This is a genomic window from Natrarchaeobaculum sulfurireducens, from assembly GCF_003430825.1.
Classification (GTDB): Archaea; Halobacteriota; Halobacteria; order Halobacteriales; family Natrialbaceae; genus Natrarchaeobaculum; species Natrarchaeobaculum sulfurireducens.
The window spans coordinates 237508-253431 of the sequence record NZ_CP024047.1 but is presented as its reverse complement, the minus strand read 5'-3'; the positions used below and the strand labels follow the sequence as shown (position 1 = coordinate 253431).

The 15924-nt window shown below is 62.7% G+C and carries 21 protein-coding genes; 7 read left to right on the top strand and 14 right to left on the bottom strand.

Features of this window, described 5'->3' with window-relative positions; translation table 11 throughout:
- Positions 1 to 39: 39 nt before the first annotated feature.
- Positions 40 to 705, bottom strand: coding sequence for a helix-turn-helix domain-containing protein (locus AArc1_RS02505; protein ID WP_117362757.1), 666 nt, complete (start codon positions 703 to 705; stop codon positions 40 to 42).
- Between the two features lie 191 nt (positions 706 to 896).
- Between AArc1_RS02505 and AArc1_RS02500 the strand changes: the two genes are divergently transcribed.
- The 3 genes from AArc1_RS02500 (at position 897) to AArc1_RS02490 (ending at position 2158) form a co-directional block, all read left to right on the top strand.
- A complete protein-coding gene (locus AArc1_RS02500; RefSeq protein WP_117362756.1) occupies positions 897 to 1541 on the top strand; it encodes a helix-turn-helix domain-containing protein in 645 nt (214 codons plus the stop codon).
- Positions 1542 to 1625: 84 nt separating this feature from the next.
- The gene (locus AArc1_RS02495; RefSeq protein ID WP_117362755.1) at positions 1626 to 1976 is read left to right on the top strand and encodes a HalOD1 output domain-containing protein; all 351 of its coding nucleotides are present in this window, start codon (positions 1626 to 1628) and stop codon (positions 1974 to 1976) included.
- Positions 1973 to 2158: a hypothetical protein gene (locus tag AArc1_RS02490; protein ID WP_117362754.1), complete on the top strand. Its 186-nt coding sequence runs from the start codon at positions 1973 to 1975 to the stop codon at positions 2156 to 2158. Before AArc1_RS02495 ends, AArc1_RS02490 begins: the two co-directional genes overlap by 4 nt.
- Before the next feature lie 1002 nt (positions 2159 to 3160).
- On the opposite strand, the gene AArc1_RS02480 is transcribed toward AArc1_RS02490, so the two are convergent.
- The 4 genes from AArc1_RS02480 to AArc1_RS02460 form a co-directional block, all read right to left on the bottom strand.
- A complete protein-coding gene (locus AArc1_RS02480) occupies positions 3161 to 3379 on the bottom strand; it encodes a HalOD1 output domain-containing protein (RefSeq protein ID WP_117362753.1) in 219 nt (72 codons plus the stop codon).
- An 848-nt stretch (positions 3380 to 4227) separates the two neighbouring features.
- The gene (locus AArc1_RS02470; RefSeq protein ID WP_117362751.1) at positions 4228 to 4824 is read right to left on the bottom strand and encodes a uracil-DNA glycosylase; all 597 of its coding nucleotides are present in this window, start codon (positions 4822 to 4824) and stop codon (positions 4228 to 4230) included.
- A gap of 150 nt (positions 4825 to 4974) precedes the next feature.
- On the bottom strand, positions 4975 to 5553 hold the full coding sequence (locus AArc1_RS02465) for an endonuclease dU (protein ID WP_117362750.1): 579 nt from the start codon (positions 5551 to 5553) through the stop codon (positions 4975 to 4977).
- On the bottom strand, positions 5553 to 5726 hold the full coding sequence (locus tag AArc1_RS02460; RefSeq protein ID WP_117362749.1) for a DUF5786 family protein: 174 nt from the start codon (positions 5724 to 5726) through the stop codon (positions 5553 to 5555). Before AArc1_RS02460 ends, AArc1_RS02465 begins: the two co-directional genes overlap by 1 nt.
- A 195-nt stretch (positions 5727 to 5921) precedes the next feature.
- Here AArc1_RS02460 and AArc1_RS02455 point away from each other — a divergent pair, with 195 nt between their 5' ends.
- Positions 5922 to 6533: an MBL fold metallo-hydrolase gene (locus AArc1_RS02455; protein ID WP_117365746.1), complete on the top strand. Its 612-nt coding sequence runs from the start codon at positions 5922 to 5924 to the stop codon at positions 6531 to 6533.
- Between the two features lie 130 nt (positions 6534 to 6663).
- On the opposite strand, the gene AArc1_RS02450 is transcribed toward AArc1_RS02455, so the two are convergent.
- The 3 genes from AArc1_RS02450 to AArc1_RS02440 all read right to left on the bottom strand — a co-directional run bounded on the left by AArc1_RS02450 (position 6664) and on the right by AArc1_RS02440 (position 8278).
- Entirely contained in the window at positions 6664 to 7404 is a 741-nt protein-coding gene (locus tag AArc1_RS02450; protein WP_117362748.1) for a mechanosensitive ion channel family protein, read from the bottom strand.
- Between the two features lie 153 nt (positions 7405 to 7557).
- Positions 7558 to 7707: a 50S ribosomal protein L40e gene (locus tag AArc1_RS02445; protein WP_117362747.1), complete on the bottom strand. Its 150-nt coding sequence runs from the start codon at positions 7705 to 7707 to the stop codon at positions 7558 to 7560.
- A 70-nt stretch (positions 7708 to 7777) separates the two neighbouring features.
- Entirely contained in the window at positions 7778 to 8278 is a 501-nt protein-coding gene (locus AArc1_RS02440; protein WP_117362746.1) for a DUF367 family protein, read from the bottom strand.
- 81 nt (positions 8279 to 8359) lie between these two features.
- Between AArc1_RS02440 and AArc1_RS02435 the strand changes: the two genes are divergently transcribed.
- The gene (locus AArc1_RS02435) at positions 8360 to 8683 is read left to right on the top strand and encodes a nuclear transport factor 2 family protein (RefSeq protein WP_117362745.1); all 324 of its coding nucleotides are present in this window, start codon (positions 8360 to 8362) and stop codon (positions 8681 to 8683) included.
- A gap of 10 nt (positions 8684 to 8693) precedes the next feature.
- On the opposite strand, the gene AArc1_RS18895 is transcribed toward AArc1_RS02435, so the two are convergent.
- Together AArc1_RS18895 and AArc1_RS02425 are read right to left on the bottom strand one after the other, a co-directional pair.
- Positions 8694 to 8870: a hypothetical protein gene (locus AArc1_RS18895; protein ID WP_186336639.1), complete on the bottom strand. Its 177-nt coding sequence runs from the start codon at positions 8868 to 8870 to the stop codon at positions 8694 to 8696.
- A 164-nt stretch (positions 8871 to 9034) separates the two neighbouring features.
- The gene (locus AArc1_RS02425; RefSeq protein WP_117362743.1) at positions 9035 to 10177 is read right to left on the bottom strand and encodes an MBL fold metallo-hydrolase; all 1143 of its coding nucleotides are present in this window, start codon (positions 10175 to 10177) and stop codon (positions 9035 to 9037) included.
- 246 nt (positions 10178 to 10423) lie between these two features.
- Between AArc1_RS02425 and AArc1_RS02420 the strand changes: the two genes are divergently transcribed.
- Positions 10424 to 10699 (top strand): hypothetical protein, encoded by a 276-nt coding sequence (locus AArc1_RS02420; protein ID WP_117362742.1) that lies wholly within the window; start codon positions 10424 to 10426, stop codon positions 10697 to 10699.
- Between the two features lie 68 nt (positions 10700 to 10767).
- Complete coding sequence (locus AArc1_RS02415; protein WP_117362741.1) at positions 10768 to 12294, top strand: stage II sporulation protein M; 1527 nt, start codon at positions 10768 to 10770, stop codon at positions 12292 to 12294.
- 77 nt (positions 12295 to 12371) lie between these two features.
- Here AArc1_RS02415 and AArc1_RS02410 read toward each other — a convergent pair whose 3' ends face one another.
- The 4 genes from AArc1_RS02410 to spt4 form a co-directional block, all read right to left on the bottom strand.
- On the bottom strand, positions 12372 to 13838 hold the full coding sequence (locus AArc1_RS02410) for an MATE family efflux transporter (protein ID WP_117362740.1): 1467 nt from the start codon (positions 13836 to 13838) through the stop codon (positions 12372 to 12374).
- Between the two features lie 69 nt (positions 13839 to 13907).
- The gene (locus AArc1_RS02405; RefSeq protein WP_117362739.1) at positions 13908 to 14999 is read right to left on the bottom strand and encodes a geranylgeranyl reductase family protein; all 1092 of its coding nucleotides are present in this window, start codon (positions 14997 to 14999) and stop codon (positions 13908 to 13910) included.
- Positions 15000 to 15144: 145 nt separating this feature from the next.
- The gene (locus AArc1_RS02400; protein ID WP_117362738.1) at positions 15145 to 15723 is read right to left on the bottom strand and encodes a GTP-dependent dephospho-CoA kinase family protein; all 579 of its coding nucleotides are present in this window, start codon (positions 15721 to 15723) and stop codon (positions 15145 to 15147) included.
- Between the two features lie 2 nt (positions 15724 to 15725).
- A complete protein-coding gene (spt4, locus tag AArc1_RS02395; RefSeq protein ID WP_117362737.1) occupies positions 15726 to 15923 on the bottom strand; it encodes a transcription elongation factor subunit Spt4 in 198 nt (65 codons plus the stop codon).
- Between the last annotated feature and the right edge of the window lies 1 nt (position 15924).

Below are 15924 nucleotides of genomic sequence, written 5' to 3'. Positions count from 1 at the left end.
ATCTGCCTGGCTCTGTCCCATGGTGCATAATGGAAACAGTCAGTCCATTTCCGCCGCTGACTCGGGCGTGAGAAGTGCGTACCTCCCGAACGTCCCAATGGCACGGCGCAGTCGCTCCGTCACTGCTTGATCGGAAATTCCGAGTTCGTCAGCTAACTCTGCGGTCGTACACCCTCGTGGAATATCGTAGTATCCCCTTCGAATGGCAAGCGTCAACGCTTCTCGTTGGGGCTCACTCAGGCCGTACCACGGACCGGCCTCAGGGTCCGTCGGATTATATATGCGGGTTAGCTCCAGAGAGATGTGCGCGTCCTCACAACAGGTCTGGCACTGACTCAATGTCTCGCGGTCTGAAAACCGTATCTCGAAATTCCATCCTTCCGACGATCCAGTCGCACCCAGTATCTGCCCGTCGTGTTCCAAGATGCACTGAAAAAGGTGGTCCTGGCTCGCATCCCAGTCGATCCTGATTAGCGTCCTGTCGTCGAACACGTCCACCTCCGTGACGGTGTTGACAGTTGGATAGCGTTCGACGGCTTCGAGAAAGCCGTTTTCGACCGGTTCGTAGACCCAGAAGAGCGGCACGGTGACGTCCCCACTCGGGACGAGCGTTTCGAGTTCGATTGCCGACGCATCCTCGAGACTGAGGATTTGCCCGAGTTCAAAAGCATCGGATGGGATACGAATCTCCGTTATTACACTCATGCTCGCTTGTGCGCCTAGATTGCCCGGTCGTACAAAAGGAGATGACATGGTGTACCATGGCTTTCCGGGTATCAAACGGACTCCCCGCTCGCAGCATACACTATCCCGGCCAACAACTGTGCGTTGTCTCGTCTCGAAGCCATGATACACCACCCATGCCGGTTATTTGTCTGCTAGACGAAGGGTTCCGCATGGCGACTGTGATGGAGTTTACGAGTCCAACAGCGGAGTTCCCACTGGGGAGTGTGTTCAAAAACTTGCCGGGTGGGACGGTCGAACTGGAGCGGCTGATTCCACACCAGACGCTGATTATCCCCTACTTCTGGGTACGCGATGTGGAAACGGAGGACATCGAAGCTGAGTTCGAACAACACGCCGGCGTGAGCAACATCCGAATGGTCGATAGCATCGAAGACGAGTATCTCATGCGTGCCGAGTGGGAACAAGAGTACTTCGGCATCCTGAGCGCGCTGGCCAAGGCCAACGTCGTCGTGCTCTCCGGAATCGGTACGAAAGACGAGTGGCGATTCGAGGTGCGCGGCGAGAGTCAGGAGACAATCGGCGAGTTTCGAGAGTACTGCCAGGAAAACGACATTCCGATAACAATCACCGCCGTCCACGCAATGCTTCCGATCCAGGGCGAGGGCTACGAGTTAACCGAGACCCAACGTGAGGCGCTGGTGTTAGCCTACGAGCGGGGCTACTTCGACACCCCACGCGAGGTGTCGCTCGAAGAGATCGCTGACGAGCTCGGCATCACCCAGCAATCGCTCTCATCACGCCTTCGACGCGGGCATCGACGCCTCATTGGAGCGACACTCAGTAGTTCGGTGTGATCGTTCGGATAGGCCCTCTTTATTAAACCCTCTGTATAATCAGTATACTTATTGAACCGACTCAGGCGGCTAGAATCGGGCAAGATGGACGCAACGGTATCTGGGGTTGGAGTCGAAGCGGTCGAGTACTTTCAGGAATCTGGGACTGTTCGCACGCAGTTTGATCAGGAGAAGACACCAGCGAGCATGGCTGTTGTCGCAACGCTGGCGGACGTAATGGATACTGATCCTGTAGAACTCGACCCGCTCCATTCCACTGTTGACGCCGACGAATTAGATGCGCTCGTCCGCGTTCGCAACGGGACAAACGGGGATACCCACGCTGCATTCACGCACGAGGGGCACGCAATAACCGTACACAGCTACGGTGTGATTACTATCACACCAGAACACGAACTCACAGTGGAGAAACACGAAAGGGGGGCGGGAAGATGACGTCTGAGGAGACCTCGCTTGCGTCGAAGGAGGAATTGAACGCGGAGCTGAAAGCCCTCCTTCGCAGGGCCTACGAGAGTGGAATCAATGTGGAAGGCGGATTCGAATGTCGGAATGGGGTCGAACATCCTGACTGGGACGTGATCGTCACCGAAGTCGAAAAGAACGAGCATTCGGAGTGAACGACTACGAGCGTGGCCGGATCGGTGACAACTACTTGACCTGTGAGTGACGAACGCTGTAACCAAGATTGCATCAAACGGGTACTCTCAGCGCAACAACGGCGAGTATTACGTGCGCTCCTCGACGAGAGTTCGATATCTGCTGACCCGATTCTTCGTGAGGGAGAGACTCTCAACTCCGGGGAGTACCTCACGATTTGTTACGAACTCCATCACATCCTACTTCCCGAATTATCGGATAAGGAGTTCGTCGAGTTCGACAGGTTCGAAGACAAGGTACGGCGAGGAATGAAATTCGACGAGGTATGTCGGTTTCATGAACAGATCGATGACGACCATGACGAGTAACCTGGTCCTGTAATCGATTTGCTGCTGAATGCGCACTTTGGGTTTGCACGACTACTTGAACAACTATCAGAATTGGCAGAACCCTCAGCGATCGATACGCACGCATACATAACGGATGCTTCGTCGTTGAGTGTCTGAAACGAACAGTGTTCGGCTGCTGCATCCACCCTCTATATTCAGCAGACCCATTATGTCAGTCTGCAAACTTTTCCGCCGGACTCTATCTGAAGAACACAACTTCGGTACTACCGTCAAGAGTCGTACCCTACGATGATCGATTTTCCGGATATGAACACGAACACGATTTGGTTGTGTTCATAGTCTGACCCCACAGTCAAGATAGCCCTCAGCGGGGCTCAGTATGCCGATTTATACTACCCAATAAAACGGAACGAGCGGTGAATGAGTCCGACAAGCTAGAGAAGGTGCCCTAGGATCACGAGGGCAGCCTGTAACGGAATAGCGACCTAATGCACGTCGGCTCAACACCGGGTGACAGATCGAACCCACAGCCGATCGAACTGCTTCCGACTACTTCTCGAGCACACCCATCCAGGGAGATTGAAAAGTACACGTCCACTCAGAGCGGAGACGTACTGAACCCGACTCGAGCGAACACAGGTGAGTCGCTGTTCAACCTCGAGCCCCCAGCGTCTACCGGTCCGCCTCGATCACCTCCACTGCCTCGAGTTCGGGTCCGATCACCACGCGATACCCCGCATACTCGAAGCGAACGGTGACGTCCGTGCCGGACTCGAGTAGCGCCCCGACCGCCTCGGGATCGACGGTGTCGGACACCGGTGGGAGGTCGGTCACGTCGCGACCCTCACGGGCCGCAATACGAGTGAGAGCCCTGACGATAGCGGCGTGCATCGTGATCGGGAGTGAGTGTGGTGATCGTCGTCACGAACGTCAACTCGCAGTTCGGACACGTGACCGTGCCATCGGGTGGGTCCGTGCAGATGTCGGTGCCACAGTCGCAGCGAAGGGTGACTTTCGAAACCATAGTGGAACTTCGATAGTCGACCCCGGCGTCGCGGCGAGCAGCCCAGCTAGCGAACCAGTGACACTGGTTCGGCAATACGTCGGCAGGTCTTTATTTCACCGACTGAAAGCATGACGTGCTCCCGCGATGCGGGGGCCGTTTGTGAGCCGGAGTGCTTGGTTGGTGCCGTGGACTCCGGCTCGCTGCGCACTTTCGTGCGCGTCTGTTTGGTACCCAACCAATCGTAAAGAACGTTAGGATACTGACTCGTTCGGGTCGACGCTCGAGCCGCGAACGAGGGCGGAGAGTCCGAAGACACCAGCTATCGCTCCGTTTCAGCACACAGACATCCTGGGCGATCGAGACGGAGTGTCGTTGTGACGGCTCTCGAACCCGGACGGCACCAATACTGTCGAAGGGGTCGATGGTCGGCCAATCCGGCAAGCGAGCGACCCCTGTCGCGTCGACGAGGTCCGGGATGGTAACCGCCGTCTCGTGGGCGTCGGCGAAGAGCTGAAGCATGTCCGCCGCGGCTCCGATGCGAAAGACATCGGACTCCGTCCGAGTAGGCATCGGTGTAGACTGGGCACTCTCGGTTGGCCATCTCGGACACAGTCCGATTCCGTGCGGCGAGGAAGAGACACCCAGCGGTAGCAGCCGACGAAACCGGCTGGCACTGTCGGCACCGATCCGCGAGTAACTGGGAGCTAGAACGCCAAACTGCTGGACGGTAGCCTCAGAAGCCGTCCAGTCGCGTCTGTCCGCTCCCGCCCTCACCAACGCCGGCCAGTTCCGCGGCCCGCTCGAGCGCCGCCGTGAACGTCTCCTTTTGGCTGCGGTCGTACAGCGTCGCCGCGGGGTGGACACAGATCAACAGTCGCCGGGGTTCCCCGCCGATGCGGACGTCCTCGAGCGTTCCGGCTTCGTTCGTTACCGCGACCGATCGCTCGAGGAGGTGTTCGCTTGGGACTTTCCCGAGCGTGACGATCACCTCGGGATCCAGCCGGTCGATTTCGGTCTCGAGATAGCCCCGGCAGTGTTCGAGTTCCTCACCGGTGGGGTCGCGGTTCTCGGGTGGGCGACAGCGGACGCAGTTGGTGATCCGGACGTCCGCGCGGGCGAGGCCGACGTCCCGAAGCCCGTCGTCGAGAACGGTACCGCTGCGGCCGACGAACGGCTCACCTTCGGCGTCCTCGTTCGCACCGGGACCCTCGCCGACGAACAGCAGGTCGGCGTCCTCGGGACCCGTTCCGTTGACGATCCGGCTCCGGGAGTCGACCAGCGCCGGACAACGCGTACACGCCGTTACACAGAGGTCCTCCATCTCGCTCATACCCGTGGGTCAGGTGGGACGGTACTAGCTCTTTCGGGTCGACGTCCGAACGGGCGTGTTCCGGCGACGCCACGCCCGCGTCAAGCGTCGAAAGCCGAGGGCGAGTATCAGACACCGCACCGCGACGCGACAGGTCACTAACAGAGACTGTCAACCGGGCCTTTCATCGAGCGCTCGTGCGTACGAATCGCCGGCTCGAGCCGCCACGCGGGCCGCTCGGACGGGTTCCGGACGGCCGCCCGCGGGGGTGAACGCTCGGACGACGTCGGCAGCCGCTGCGGCGTCGCAACCGAGGTGTCTGACGTAGACCGTCTCGTCGTTGACCGACAGTTCGCGCCGTGGGGGTAACGCGTGGTAGGTCTCGAGACGTCGCTCGAGGGCGTCACCCGAAAACGCTTCACGCAGGGCAGGCTCGAGGCCGGGACTCGCCTCGAATGTGACTGCGAGCACCGGTCGGTCGACGACCGCGTGGACGCGCGCGAGTGCGAGCAGGTTGTACCAGGCGGGTGCAACGGTGCCAACCAGGACGTACTGGACGTCGGGCCGGGCGAGTTCGCCGGCGAGCGAACCGACGGCGTCGGTCGCGTCGGTGCCGCCGACGGTACACGAGTCGTAGGCGAGCCCATCGAGGACGCCGTCGGCGCGGACGACGGCTCCTGCGAGCGTACTTCGGTCGGAGCTATCACTGTACGACTCGGCGATTCCGAGCGCCCGTACCCCCGGCTTCATCAGGGGTCGTCTTTGATCTCCTTGAGCCGGTCGAGGAGTTCGTCGCTCGAGGCCCCGTTTTCGAACTCGATCGTGCCGTCGTGGGCGTTCTCGCTGGATTGTACCCCGTCTTCCTCGTCAAAATCAGCGTCGACGTCTTGTCGCTCGGATTCGTCGTAGCTCCCGAATCCCATGCACGTGAACGTACGAGACACCGAGTAAAAAATTTCGCGGTTGTGAGTGCTGGTGCCAATCCACACGACACAGTCACTCGAGCGATGACATCGACGGGATACCGATACACCCAGGGCACCGAGACGAGGGGTCGCCGCTACCTGGCTCTCTGGACGGGCGCCACCGTTTTTGTCGCGGGCCGCGAGTGTCGGCGTATGGACATCCATCACGTCACCGAGGACGCAGAGACGTTCACTTGCAACGCCTATCTCGCGGTCGGAGAGGAGACGACGCTCGTCGACGCGGGCGGATGGGACGGCGTCATCGACGCGGTTCGCGAGTACACGGATGACGTCGACGCAGTCGTGTTGACCCACCAACACGGAGATCACGTCGCCCAGCTCGAGGCCGTCGTCGACGCCTTCGATCCCGACGTCTACGCCTACGCCGACCATCCGAGGCGCACCCACGCGATCGAGGACGGCGACACTGTTCAGATCGGGGACGAGACCTTCGACGTGGTCTACACCCCAGGTCACGCCGACGATCACGTCTCGTTCGTCTCCGAGACGACGCTCTTTTCGGGCGACGTGGTCGTCCACGACGACGGCGCGTTCGACTACGGCAGCTTCGGTCGCACCGACATGGCCGGCCAGTCCAGAGCGCGCCTCATCGAGAGTATCGAGGAGCTTCTAGCGCGCATGCCAGACGGAGTCGAACACCTGTACGCAGGCCACGGCGACGTCTTCGACGGTGACGTCCGTGACGTCGTCGAGACGGCGCTCGAGCGTGCGGAAAACCGCGAACCGAAGTATCCGGACGAGTAGGGAGACCGCGAACGAACGACGCGAGTGGACGACTCTTCGATCCGGAGACGTAGACTATCGGCCAGCGGTCACTGGAGCGAATTCGGGGGACGAAAGTGGCGGCCGCGTATGCTCGTTCTGTCCGACGGCCTCAATCGTCGCCCGTGATCGCTGCAGAGTCGCTGGCGACGGTGCGCGAGCGGTCGAGCCAGCCGTCGATGTTCTCAGCGACGTAGTCCTTGCCGCCCCAGCCGAAGGCGATTCCGACGGCGAGTGCGACTGCGAGACCAACAGCGTAGGCGAACGCCTGTGCGAACGTATGGAGGATGGTAACGTCGACGCCCATCGTGTCGAGGCCGATAACGAGCACGACAAAATACAGGGACGCTTTGGTTGCACCAGCCAGGAGCGATGGAGAACCCAATCGCTCGGCCACTGGTGACTTGCTGACTTGCTCAGTTGCCCAGTTTGCCAGGAAGAAGCCGACAAACAGGACGAAGATGCCGAGGAGGATCGGTGGGACGTACGAGAGGAGATCGTGGGCCCAGGTCGAGACGAACCAGGTCGTCGTCGTTCCCGTTCGCATCGCAACCCACTCCACGGCGGCGAAGACGGCGACCGCCACGACGTAGTAGTTCAACAGCACACCGAACGACCTCGAGACTGCCCCAGAGCCGCTGGGGAAGAAGGCACCGAACGGCGTCTCCCGAACCGTCTCGTCGAGTTCCACGCGGCGACCGAGGTCTGAAATAACTGGCTGAAGTTTTCGACCGGCGACGACGCCGACGTAGACGATGATAGCGGCGGCGATCAACGTCGGGACGAGGTCGACGAAGTCGACGATGTGGCCTTCGAGCGTCGTTCTGATTGCATTGGCGAGCAATGGTTGCATAATTGAACGGTTCAGCCGGATACAATATAGTTTTTACTTGTCGTTTCCGGTGTAATAACTACTTACTATTCGCCGATAAGAGGTCGCGACCGAAGAGCAGTCGCTGGGGGAATAGACGGAGAAAACGGATCGATGGTAAAGCAGGTCCGTCGATCAGGCCGCGCGTTTCTCTTTGGCCTTGGGTCGGAGGTTCTTGTAGCCGCACTTGCGGCAGCTCTTGGCGTCTTTGGAGTTGCGGGCGTTACAGCGCATGCAGATCATCTTCTCGAGGGTGCGTTTTTCGGCGGCGTCGAAGCTTGGCATGTCGCTCCGTTAGCCCGTGGGACATATAACCGCTGTGATCGGGAGTCGCGCTTGCGATCGACGGTACTGGTCACTCGTCGGCGAGATAGTCTTCCTGGACGGCGACGACCTCACTCGAGTCCGCACACTCGCTGTAGCGGCGCAGTGGCTCCTCGTTGAGCGTCAGGAAGGTCTCACCCCAGCGAAACGGTTCCAGGAGGTCCACAGCCAGGTCGTCCTCGCCGAAGATTCGACAGGCACCCGCCAGCGCCTCGACGGTCGTCAGCTGGAACGGTCGGCCATAGTTGACCGGGTTGGCGGCGACCAGAAACGGCAGCGCCCGATGGACGCCGCGCATTCGGAACGAGGCGGCTTCGGCTGACTCCCACGAACAGTCGAGAGCGACCAGCGTTTCGAGGCCCTCAGCGGCGTCGGCCGGCGAGAGCGCCTGCTCGGCGTGCGGATTGAGCACGACCCCGTAGGGGACCTGCGACATCGACCGGTAGAGGGTTGCCTTGTCGAACTTCTCGAGCCGACGAGCGGTGCACTTGTCGGGGTCGTCGTCGCCCTCGTAGTAGACGTGACACTCCACGCGGGAGAGTACGAACCGTCCGGGCAAAAACTCGCGGAATCGACTGCCACGCTTTTCCCGCTGGCGTCGAAACCTCGAGCCATGGAGGCGGCCGCCACCGTTCGACGGTACTACGAGGCGCTCGACGACCACGACTACGGGACGCTCGAGTCGCTACTCGCTCCCGAGTTCGTCCAGCGCCGTCCGGACCGCACGTTCGAGGACCGCACGGCGTTCGTCGCGTTCATGCGCGACGGGCGACCGAACCCCGACACGACTCACGAACTCGAGGCGGTTGTCGCCGAGGGCGACCGCGTCGCCGCGCGCGGCCGGGTGCTCGAGTCGGAGACCGAACTGTTCGCCTTCGCCGACTTCTTCACCCTCGAGGACGGCCTGATCGTCCGGCTCGAGACGTACGCGCGGTGAGCCGGACTGCCTACGGGCAGAAGTACACCCAGTACGTGTGCTCACTCGAGCACGTCACCGTCGTATGGTCGCCGAATGCGGCGACGTACGGGCTGATGGTTACCTCGACGTCCTCGTCCGAAATCGGGACGGTCGTTCGTTCGGCACAGTGTGGACACGCGACGTCACGGCTGGCTTGTAGTTGCACGCGGATCACCGCGGTAACACACGACACGGTATTGGAAAACCCCTTCTCACGGGATCTGACCGAACGACGGGCCGAACAGTCTCGCTGGCGTCACTGTCGCCGTTCGACCGGTGCCTACCGACCCAGACGTCGATTTTCACCGCTGTCGAGTGCGTCGTTCCCGCCTACGCCGAACAGTTGTTCGGTCCTAACTCGAGTTCGACGCGGTCGTCGGGCGATTTCGACGTAACGCCGCGGTTCAGATCGATGATTTCCTCGTAGTTCGCCGGCTTCTCGCCGGCCTCGGCGAGCCGGTCGACGAACGCCTCCTCCTCGAGTTGCAGGGCGTCCATTTCGGTTCGAGCCGCGCGGATCGTCGTCGTGATCGGTTCGCCGGGAGCGCCGTGTTCGAACTCGCCGTCGGCGGTAACCGCGACGTGTCCCGGCAGGACGACGACGTCGTCGGGCATCGACAGGATCGTCCGGTGGAGTGTCTCGTAAAGCAGCCGTGCGCCAGTCTCGCCTTCGTCGTCGCTGAACTCGAGTTCCGTACGCCCGGTCGAGCCGGCGTGAAGCGTATCGGCGGTGAGCAACGCCCGGCCGTCGACGAACACCGAGAGCATGTCGCTCGTGTGGCCGGGCGTATAGAGCGCCTTCAGTTCGCACTCACCGATCTCGAGCACCTCGTTTCGCGCCAGCGGGGTAAACTCGACCTGTACGTCGCGGTCGGCCGCATGCTCGCCGAGATAGTAGGGAATCCCGAGGGTGTCGGCGAGTTCGCGCCCGCCGGAGACGTGGTCGGCGTGGACGTGGGTATCGATCACGGCGGTGATGGTGAGGCCTGCCTCCTCGGCTGCGACCTCGAACGCTTCGATGTCCGCCGTGGCATCGACGACGACGGCCTCGCCAGTCGCCTCACAGCCGACGACGTAGCCGAGACAGCCCTTCGCCCGGCGCTGAACCTGGACGACGACGAGGCCGTCACCGAGGTCGATTTCGGCGGCCTCGTAGACACCGCTCCAGGCTTTCATGCCACCGTCGACGGCCTGGATCTCGTACTCGTCGGTAGCCGAGGCGAGTTGCGTCGCGAGGGTACCCGACGAGATGCCTTTCGCACAGATCGTGACGACCCGCTCGGTCTCGCCGACGGTCTCGCGAAACTCCTCGAGTCGACCGTCGAGTTCCTCTTCTGGGCCGAACGGAAAGTGAATCGCACCGGGAATGTGCCAGGACTCGAAGCTATCCGCCGGCCGAGTGTCGACGAGTGCGAACGGTTCGTCGCCGTCGACGAGTTCCGCGAGTCGATCGGCCGTAAGTGTGGTGACCATACCGGGAATAGGACGCCACGAACTGTAAGTGTGACCTGGCGTCGCCGTCTGATGACCTGCTAGCAAGGAACCTACGCTCCATCGAGCAGTGGCGCGTCGGCGGCGAGACGCTGATCGAGCGCTACCCCAAGCTCAGGTATGCCCTCGGCTAATCGAGAGCGACTTCGACGCGGGTCATCGATTTCTGTCTTTCTCACCGGTTTGGATGCGAATCACTACGTGCCCCGGGTGCCAACGAGGAGAGCGATGTCATCGATCACCCGTATCCTGAGAGGGCTTCTCGCGAGCGTCATCGGCATCGTCGTCATCGGACTGCTCGCGACGATCGTCTTCACCGTCACCATCTTCGTCGTCTCCACGGGTGCCGGCCTCGCTGGCTACGAACCCAGTGCCGACTACGTCGTTCTCGCCGCCTCGCTTATCGTCGTCGCCGTCATCCTCACCGGCGGGTTTACCCCGCGGCTCTCCGGCGGCCGCGACGACGACTCGAGCGACGGCTTCGACGATCGGACGTACAACTGAGGCCGTCGATCGTATCACGAACTATGATAGATCAAACAGGTTAACTAACGTGATGATGAACACCCTATATGAGTCTCTCTGATTCGGTGGCAGCCGTCGTTGCCGTCTTTCGACGACGACCAGCCGACTTGCTCCCGCTGTACTTACTCGGCGCGGCTGTCCCCGCCATCGTCCGCGTCCTCCCCTTTCTCGCGGCGATCATCGGTTTCGTCTACCTCGAGACGACCGGTCGGCTCGAAGCCGCAGAGACGGCGTTCGCCGACCTCGAGACGGACGTCCCCGACCCGGAAGGCGAGCCCGAGGCGTTCGAGGCGTGGCTGCTCGACGTCGGTTCGGCCCTCGAGCCGCTAGCGACGCTCCCGCTTGCCCTGCTCGTGATCGTGACGGTTTTCGTGAGTCTCTTCGCGTTCGTCGCCCTCACCGCATACGTCTCGGCCGGACAGCTCACGGCCTGTGACGCCCGGCTACGGTCCGAACGCGGGCTCGTCACCGGAATAGGGGGCGTAAAACGCTACGGCTCGACGTTTTTCGGCCTGTACGTCCTCGAGTTGCTCCTGTGGCTCGTGGTCGGGCTCCTGATCGGCCTGCCGACGATCCTGCTTGCGGGGACGGTCGGACTCGCAACACCGCTGCTTGCGATCCCCATCGTCCTGCTGGGCGTCCTGGCGTTCGTCGCTGTGATCGCCGTGATCAGGGCGCTGTTCGCGTTCGCGCCGGTGGCGGTCGTCGTCGACGACGTCGGCGTCTTCGGTTCGCTCCCGCGGGCCGGAGGCTTCGTCCGGGCGCGTCCGGTCGACGCCACGTTTTATTATGCCCTCTCGGTCGGTCTGTTGCTCGCGATGTCAGTCGTCTCGAGCGTTCTGGTGCTGTTCGAGGTCGCGATGGTCGTCTCACTCGTCTCCGTCTTCGTCGTGTTGCCAGCGCTCGATCTGCTGAAGACAGCACTCTACGATCGCTACCGCGGTCGACTCCACCCCCCAGCAATGGCGGACCGATCGCTACGAACCCAGTTCCGGGCCGGGGTTCGACGCGGCTGGAAGGATATGAGCGTGTTCGTCCGCGAGACGATCGGTCTCCACGCGCTCGTGGTCGTCCTCGGGGTCGGCTCGTTCGTCGGCGGCTGGCTCCTCGTCGACCCCTACACCGACGTCCTCCCGGCAGCGGCGATTTCGGCTCGACTCGAGGGGCACATTCCCCCCACCGCAGCCCTCGAGTTCTTCGGGAACAACTGGCTCGTCGCAATCACGACCGCCTACGCTGGCGTCGCACTGGTGATCCCAGCGATCGCGTCGCTGCTGTTCAACGGCGTCTTCATCGGCATCACTGCCCGCCTCGAGGCCGAGCCGCTCGAGTTGCTGGCGTTCGTGATCCCTCACGGTATCTTCGAGATCCCAGCGATCTTCGTCGCGAGCGCGCTCGGCATCTGGCTCGGCCTCGTCGGCTGGCGTGCACACAAGGGCCGAATCGACCGGCAGGCGTTCGCCGACGCGCTCGAGCGAGCGTTCTGGGTCCTCGTCGGCATCGGCATCTTACTCGCGGTCGCTGGCTTCGTCGAGGGCTTCATTAGCCCGTACTACTGGCGGCCGTTCCTCTAGACGGGGGTCACGACAGCACCGACAGTGGCCCAGCGAACCCCCGGAAGCTGTGTGACCGACCGAGCAACGAGCCGATTTCAGCCGGATTCGACCTCGGCTGAGGGTCGATACCGCCGACTCACGGCCTTCCAGCGGCCACGGTTGAACAACCAGCAGTTGATGCCGCCGGGGACGTACGTCTCGAGCAAAAGCGCGAGATAGAGTGCAACGACCCCAAGCGGTGTGAGAAGGGCGAGGGCGGCCGCCGGGACAGCGAAGACGTACCGACCGACGAGCGAGGCCAGAAACGGGAGTCGGGTGTCGCCAGCACCGAGGAGCGCCCCCGACGCGACACCGTCGATCCCCAGCCCGATCGCACTGATCGCGGCGACGGCGACGAACGTTGCTGTCGCGGCGACGCTATCGGGCTCGCTGACGAACAGCCCCGAGATTGGTTCGGCAAAGATGACGATCGCCGCTGCCAGACCGACGTAGACGACCGTTGCGAGTCGGAGAATAGCCGCTCCATACGCCCCCGCCTCGTCTTCCTCGTCGGCCCCGAGGTGCTGGCCGACGAGCGAACTCGCCGCGAGTCCCAGCCCCCAGTTGACGCTGTTGATCAGGCTTCGCACCCGCCGACCGACCTCGAGTGCGGTCACGATTACGGGGCCGAACGTCGCCGCGATCCACAGCAACGGGAAGACGACGAACCCCTCGGCGATCCGTCGGCCGATTTCGGGTGCGGAGATCTCGATCAGTTGCCCCAACAACGCGGGCTCGAGCCGCAGACTCGAACGCGAGATCGGCACCGGGCTGGGCTCCATGCCGAGGCTGCCGTAGGAGCGACCGACCATCCCCCACGCGAGAACGACCGTCACAGCGCCGGTCGAAACGCTCGTGCCGATCGCCGCACCGGCGACGCCCATACCGACACCGAAGATCAACAGCGCGCTGAGTGCGATATTCAACAGGGCGCCACCTGCGCGGACGACCATCTCGGTGAACGTATCGCCGACGCCCGTGTAGGTGCGACTGGCGATCAGGTTCAGGAGTTCGAACAACACGGCCGGCGCGACGAGGACGAGATAGGTAACCCCGTGTGCGAGTGACTCCTCACCGACGCCGTCGGTCTCGAGTCCGCCGGGTCCCGTCGCGAAGAGCCCGATCAACGACTCGGCGAACAGAACGAACGCAGCCGCGAGGGGGAGAGCAATCGCAATCGCGAGAAAGACGCTCTGCGTGACGACGACGGAGGCCCGCTCGGGTTCGTCACCGCCGTAGTTCTGTGAGACCAGCGAGACGGTGCCCCCGGAGAGGCCGAGACCGATCATGAGGACGATCTCCCAGTATGCGAGCGCAAACGCCAGCCCGGCGGTTCCCGCCGTGCCGACGGCGATGCCGACCATCGCCAGGTCGGCCGTCTGTTTCGACATGATGGCGAGCCCGGTAACGATCCGGGGCCACGCCAGGTCGGCTGTCGGTCGAAATCGCTCAGCGTCGATAATCCTGAGCCGCTCGAGCCCACTCGCGACGGACTCGAGAAGGGGCGATTGCCGACCAGTCATCTCCCGATGGTTGCGGCGGCGGCGTCTTCGGTCTGTCGACTGCGGCCTGGGACGGTCACACGGCGGGCACTACGGCCGGAGCCTCGAGAGCATCGCGCGGAGGTGAGTCGGCGAGACGAGCGAGGTCGGTCGGTCCATGTGGACGCCGATCTCGCCCGAGAGCGCGCGGAGCCCGATTCGCTGGACCGGTTCTGGGAGCGAGTACGCCCGCCGGAGCAAGTGGCCGAGGTGTTGCTCGCGTTCCAGATCGGCACGCCAGGCACGCTCGTAGGCGGCAAGCGTCGACGGTCGGTCCGGGTCGATCTCGCGGGCCGCGTGATCTGCGGCCGTCATCCCATAACAGATGCCGCCGCCGGTGAAGGGTTTGGTCTGGGCCGCCGCGTCGCCGACGAGAAAGACCCGACGCGACGTCACGCGCTCGGGCGGGCCGATCGGGATCGCCCCGGAGCAGCGGTGGGCGACGTCGATTTCGTAGCCGTCGATCAACTCCTCGAAGTGTCTGGTCACCTGAACGCCCGGCGGAGCCGCGAGACCGTACTCGACGCCCGCATCACCACGCGGGATGCGCCAGGCGAAAAACGTCGGTGCGGTGAGGTGAACGTCGACGAAGTCCTGGTGGTCTTCCTCGTCGGAGAACGCGAGTACGCCGTGAAGCAGTTCGTCGGGCTGTGGAAGGTCGAGTTCGTCCCGCACTCGAGAACGAGGGCCGTCACAGCCGGCGACCAGTTTCGCCTCGAACGTCTCCGAGCCGTCGGGGCCGTTCGCGACGATTTCGACGCGATCGTGGTACTCCCGAACCGACGTGACGGTGTGGCCCTCGCGGACGTCTACACCGGCTTCGCGTGCGAGGTCTGCGAGGTGTCGATCGAGACCGACTCGGTCGATGACGTTCGAGGCGACCTCGCGCTTGTAGAACGGATACGCACGGCTGTGTGGCCCGCCGACGTGAAATCGTGCGCCGTAGATCTCGTTTTGAAACAGGTCCTCGCGGGCCTCCGAACCAGTGAACGCCCACACGTCGGTGCTGACGTGGCCCGAACAGGCAAGCGGCCGTCCGATCTCCCCCTTCTCGAGGGCGAGTACGTCGAATCCCTGCTCGGCGACGCGTCGGGAGACGCGCGCGCCGGTCGGGCCGACGCCCACCACGACCAGGTCGTACATGTCCGTCACGTGTCTGTCGCAGAATAAATAGTTTCTCGAGCGTCTCGCAGGCCGCGATCGATACCAACGGCCGGATGGCCCCCCGCCTCGGTAAACGTCGTCGTCGACCGAAACGGGAGGCGGGAATAGAGTCGGCCAGACGGGATCAGTGTGTGCCGTCCAGCATCGCCCACAGCCGCTCGACGTCGCCTTCGAACCGCTCGAGCAGGTCGCGAACCTCGGCTCTGACGTCGTCGGTAACGACGACGTGGACCATTCCCTCATCTGGCTGGCCGTAGACGACGCTCGCCCCATCTGGGGCGGCGACGATCGCAGGGAGCGCGACGAGGTCTTCTTCACCCTCGACGAGAATCGTCGTGGACCCATCGGCATCGAGCCCCTCGAGAAGGACATCGATAACGTCTGTTGAGAGCTCTGCGGGCGGGTTTACGGCCTCGAGGTCCGTCTCGGCGACGACGGTGTCACGGATCTCCTCGTCGACCTGCTGGCGTTTGGTTCGTTCGTCGACGAGCGCGACGTGCGGCGTGTAGTCGGCCTCCAGAAAGTGATAGGTGACGACGTCGCCGACGGTGATCAACGGGCCGTCGATCTCCTCGAGTAAGACCTCGGCGTCGGTTTCGATCGGGCCGAGCGGGGTTTTGAGTTCGCTTCGCAAGTCGTCCGGGAGAACGAGCAACCGCTCGTACGCACCGTCGTCCGGACGATCGGGATCGTCGGGGCTCACGGCTACCGGACTTTGAGCGCGTACGCACCGGACTCGGTGACCTGCATCTCCTTTGCGATCTCGCTTTCTTCGGGATGGGCGATGACGACGTAGCCAGCCCAGTCTTCAGTCAGCGACGAGGAGTTGCACGCATCGCAGGTTTCGTTGTCGGCGTCGTTGACGCGGTGGCACTCCCGGCAGACGAGACGATTGGATGCCATC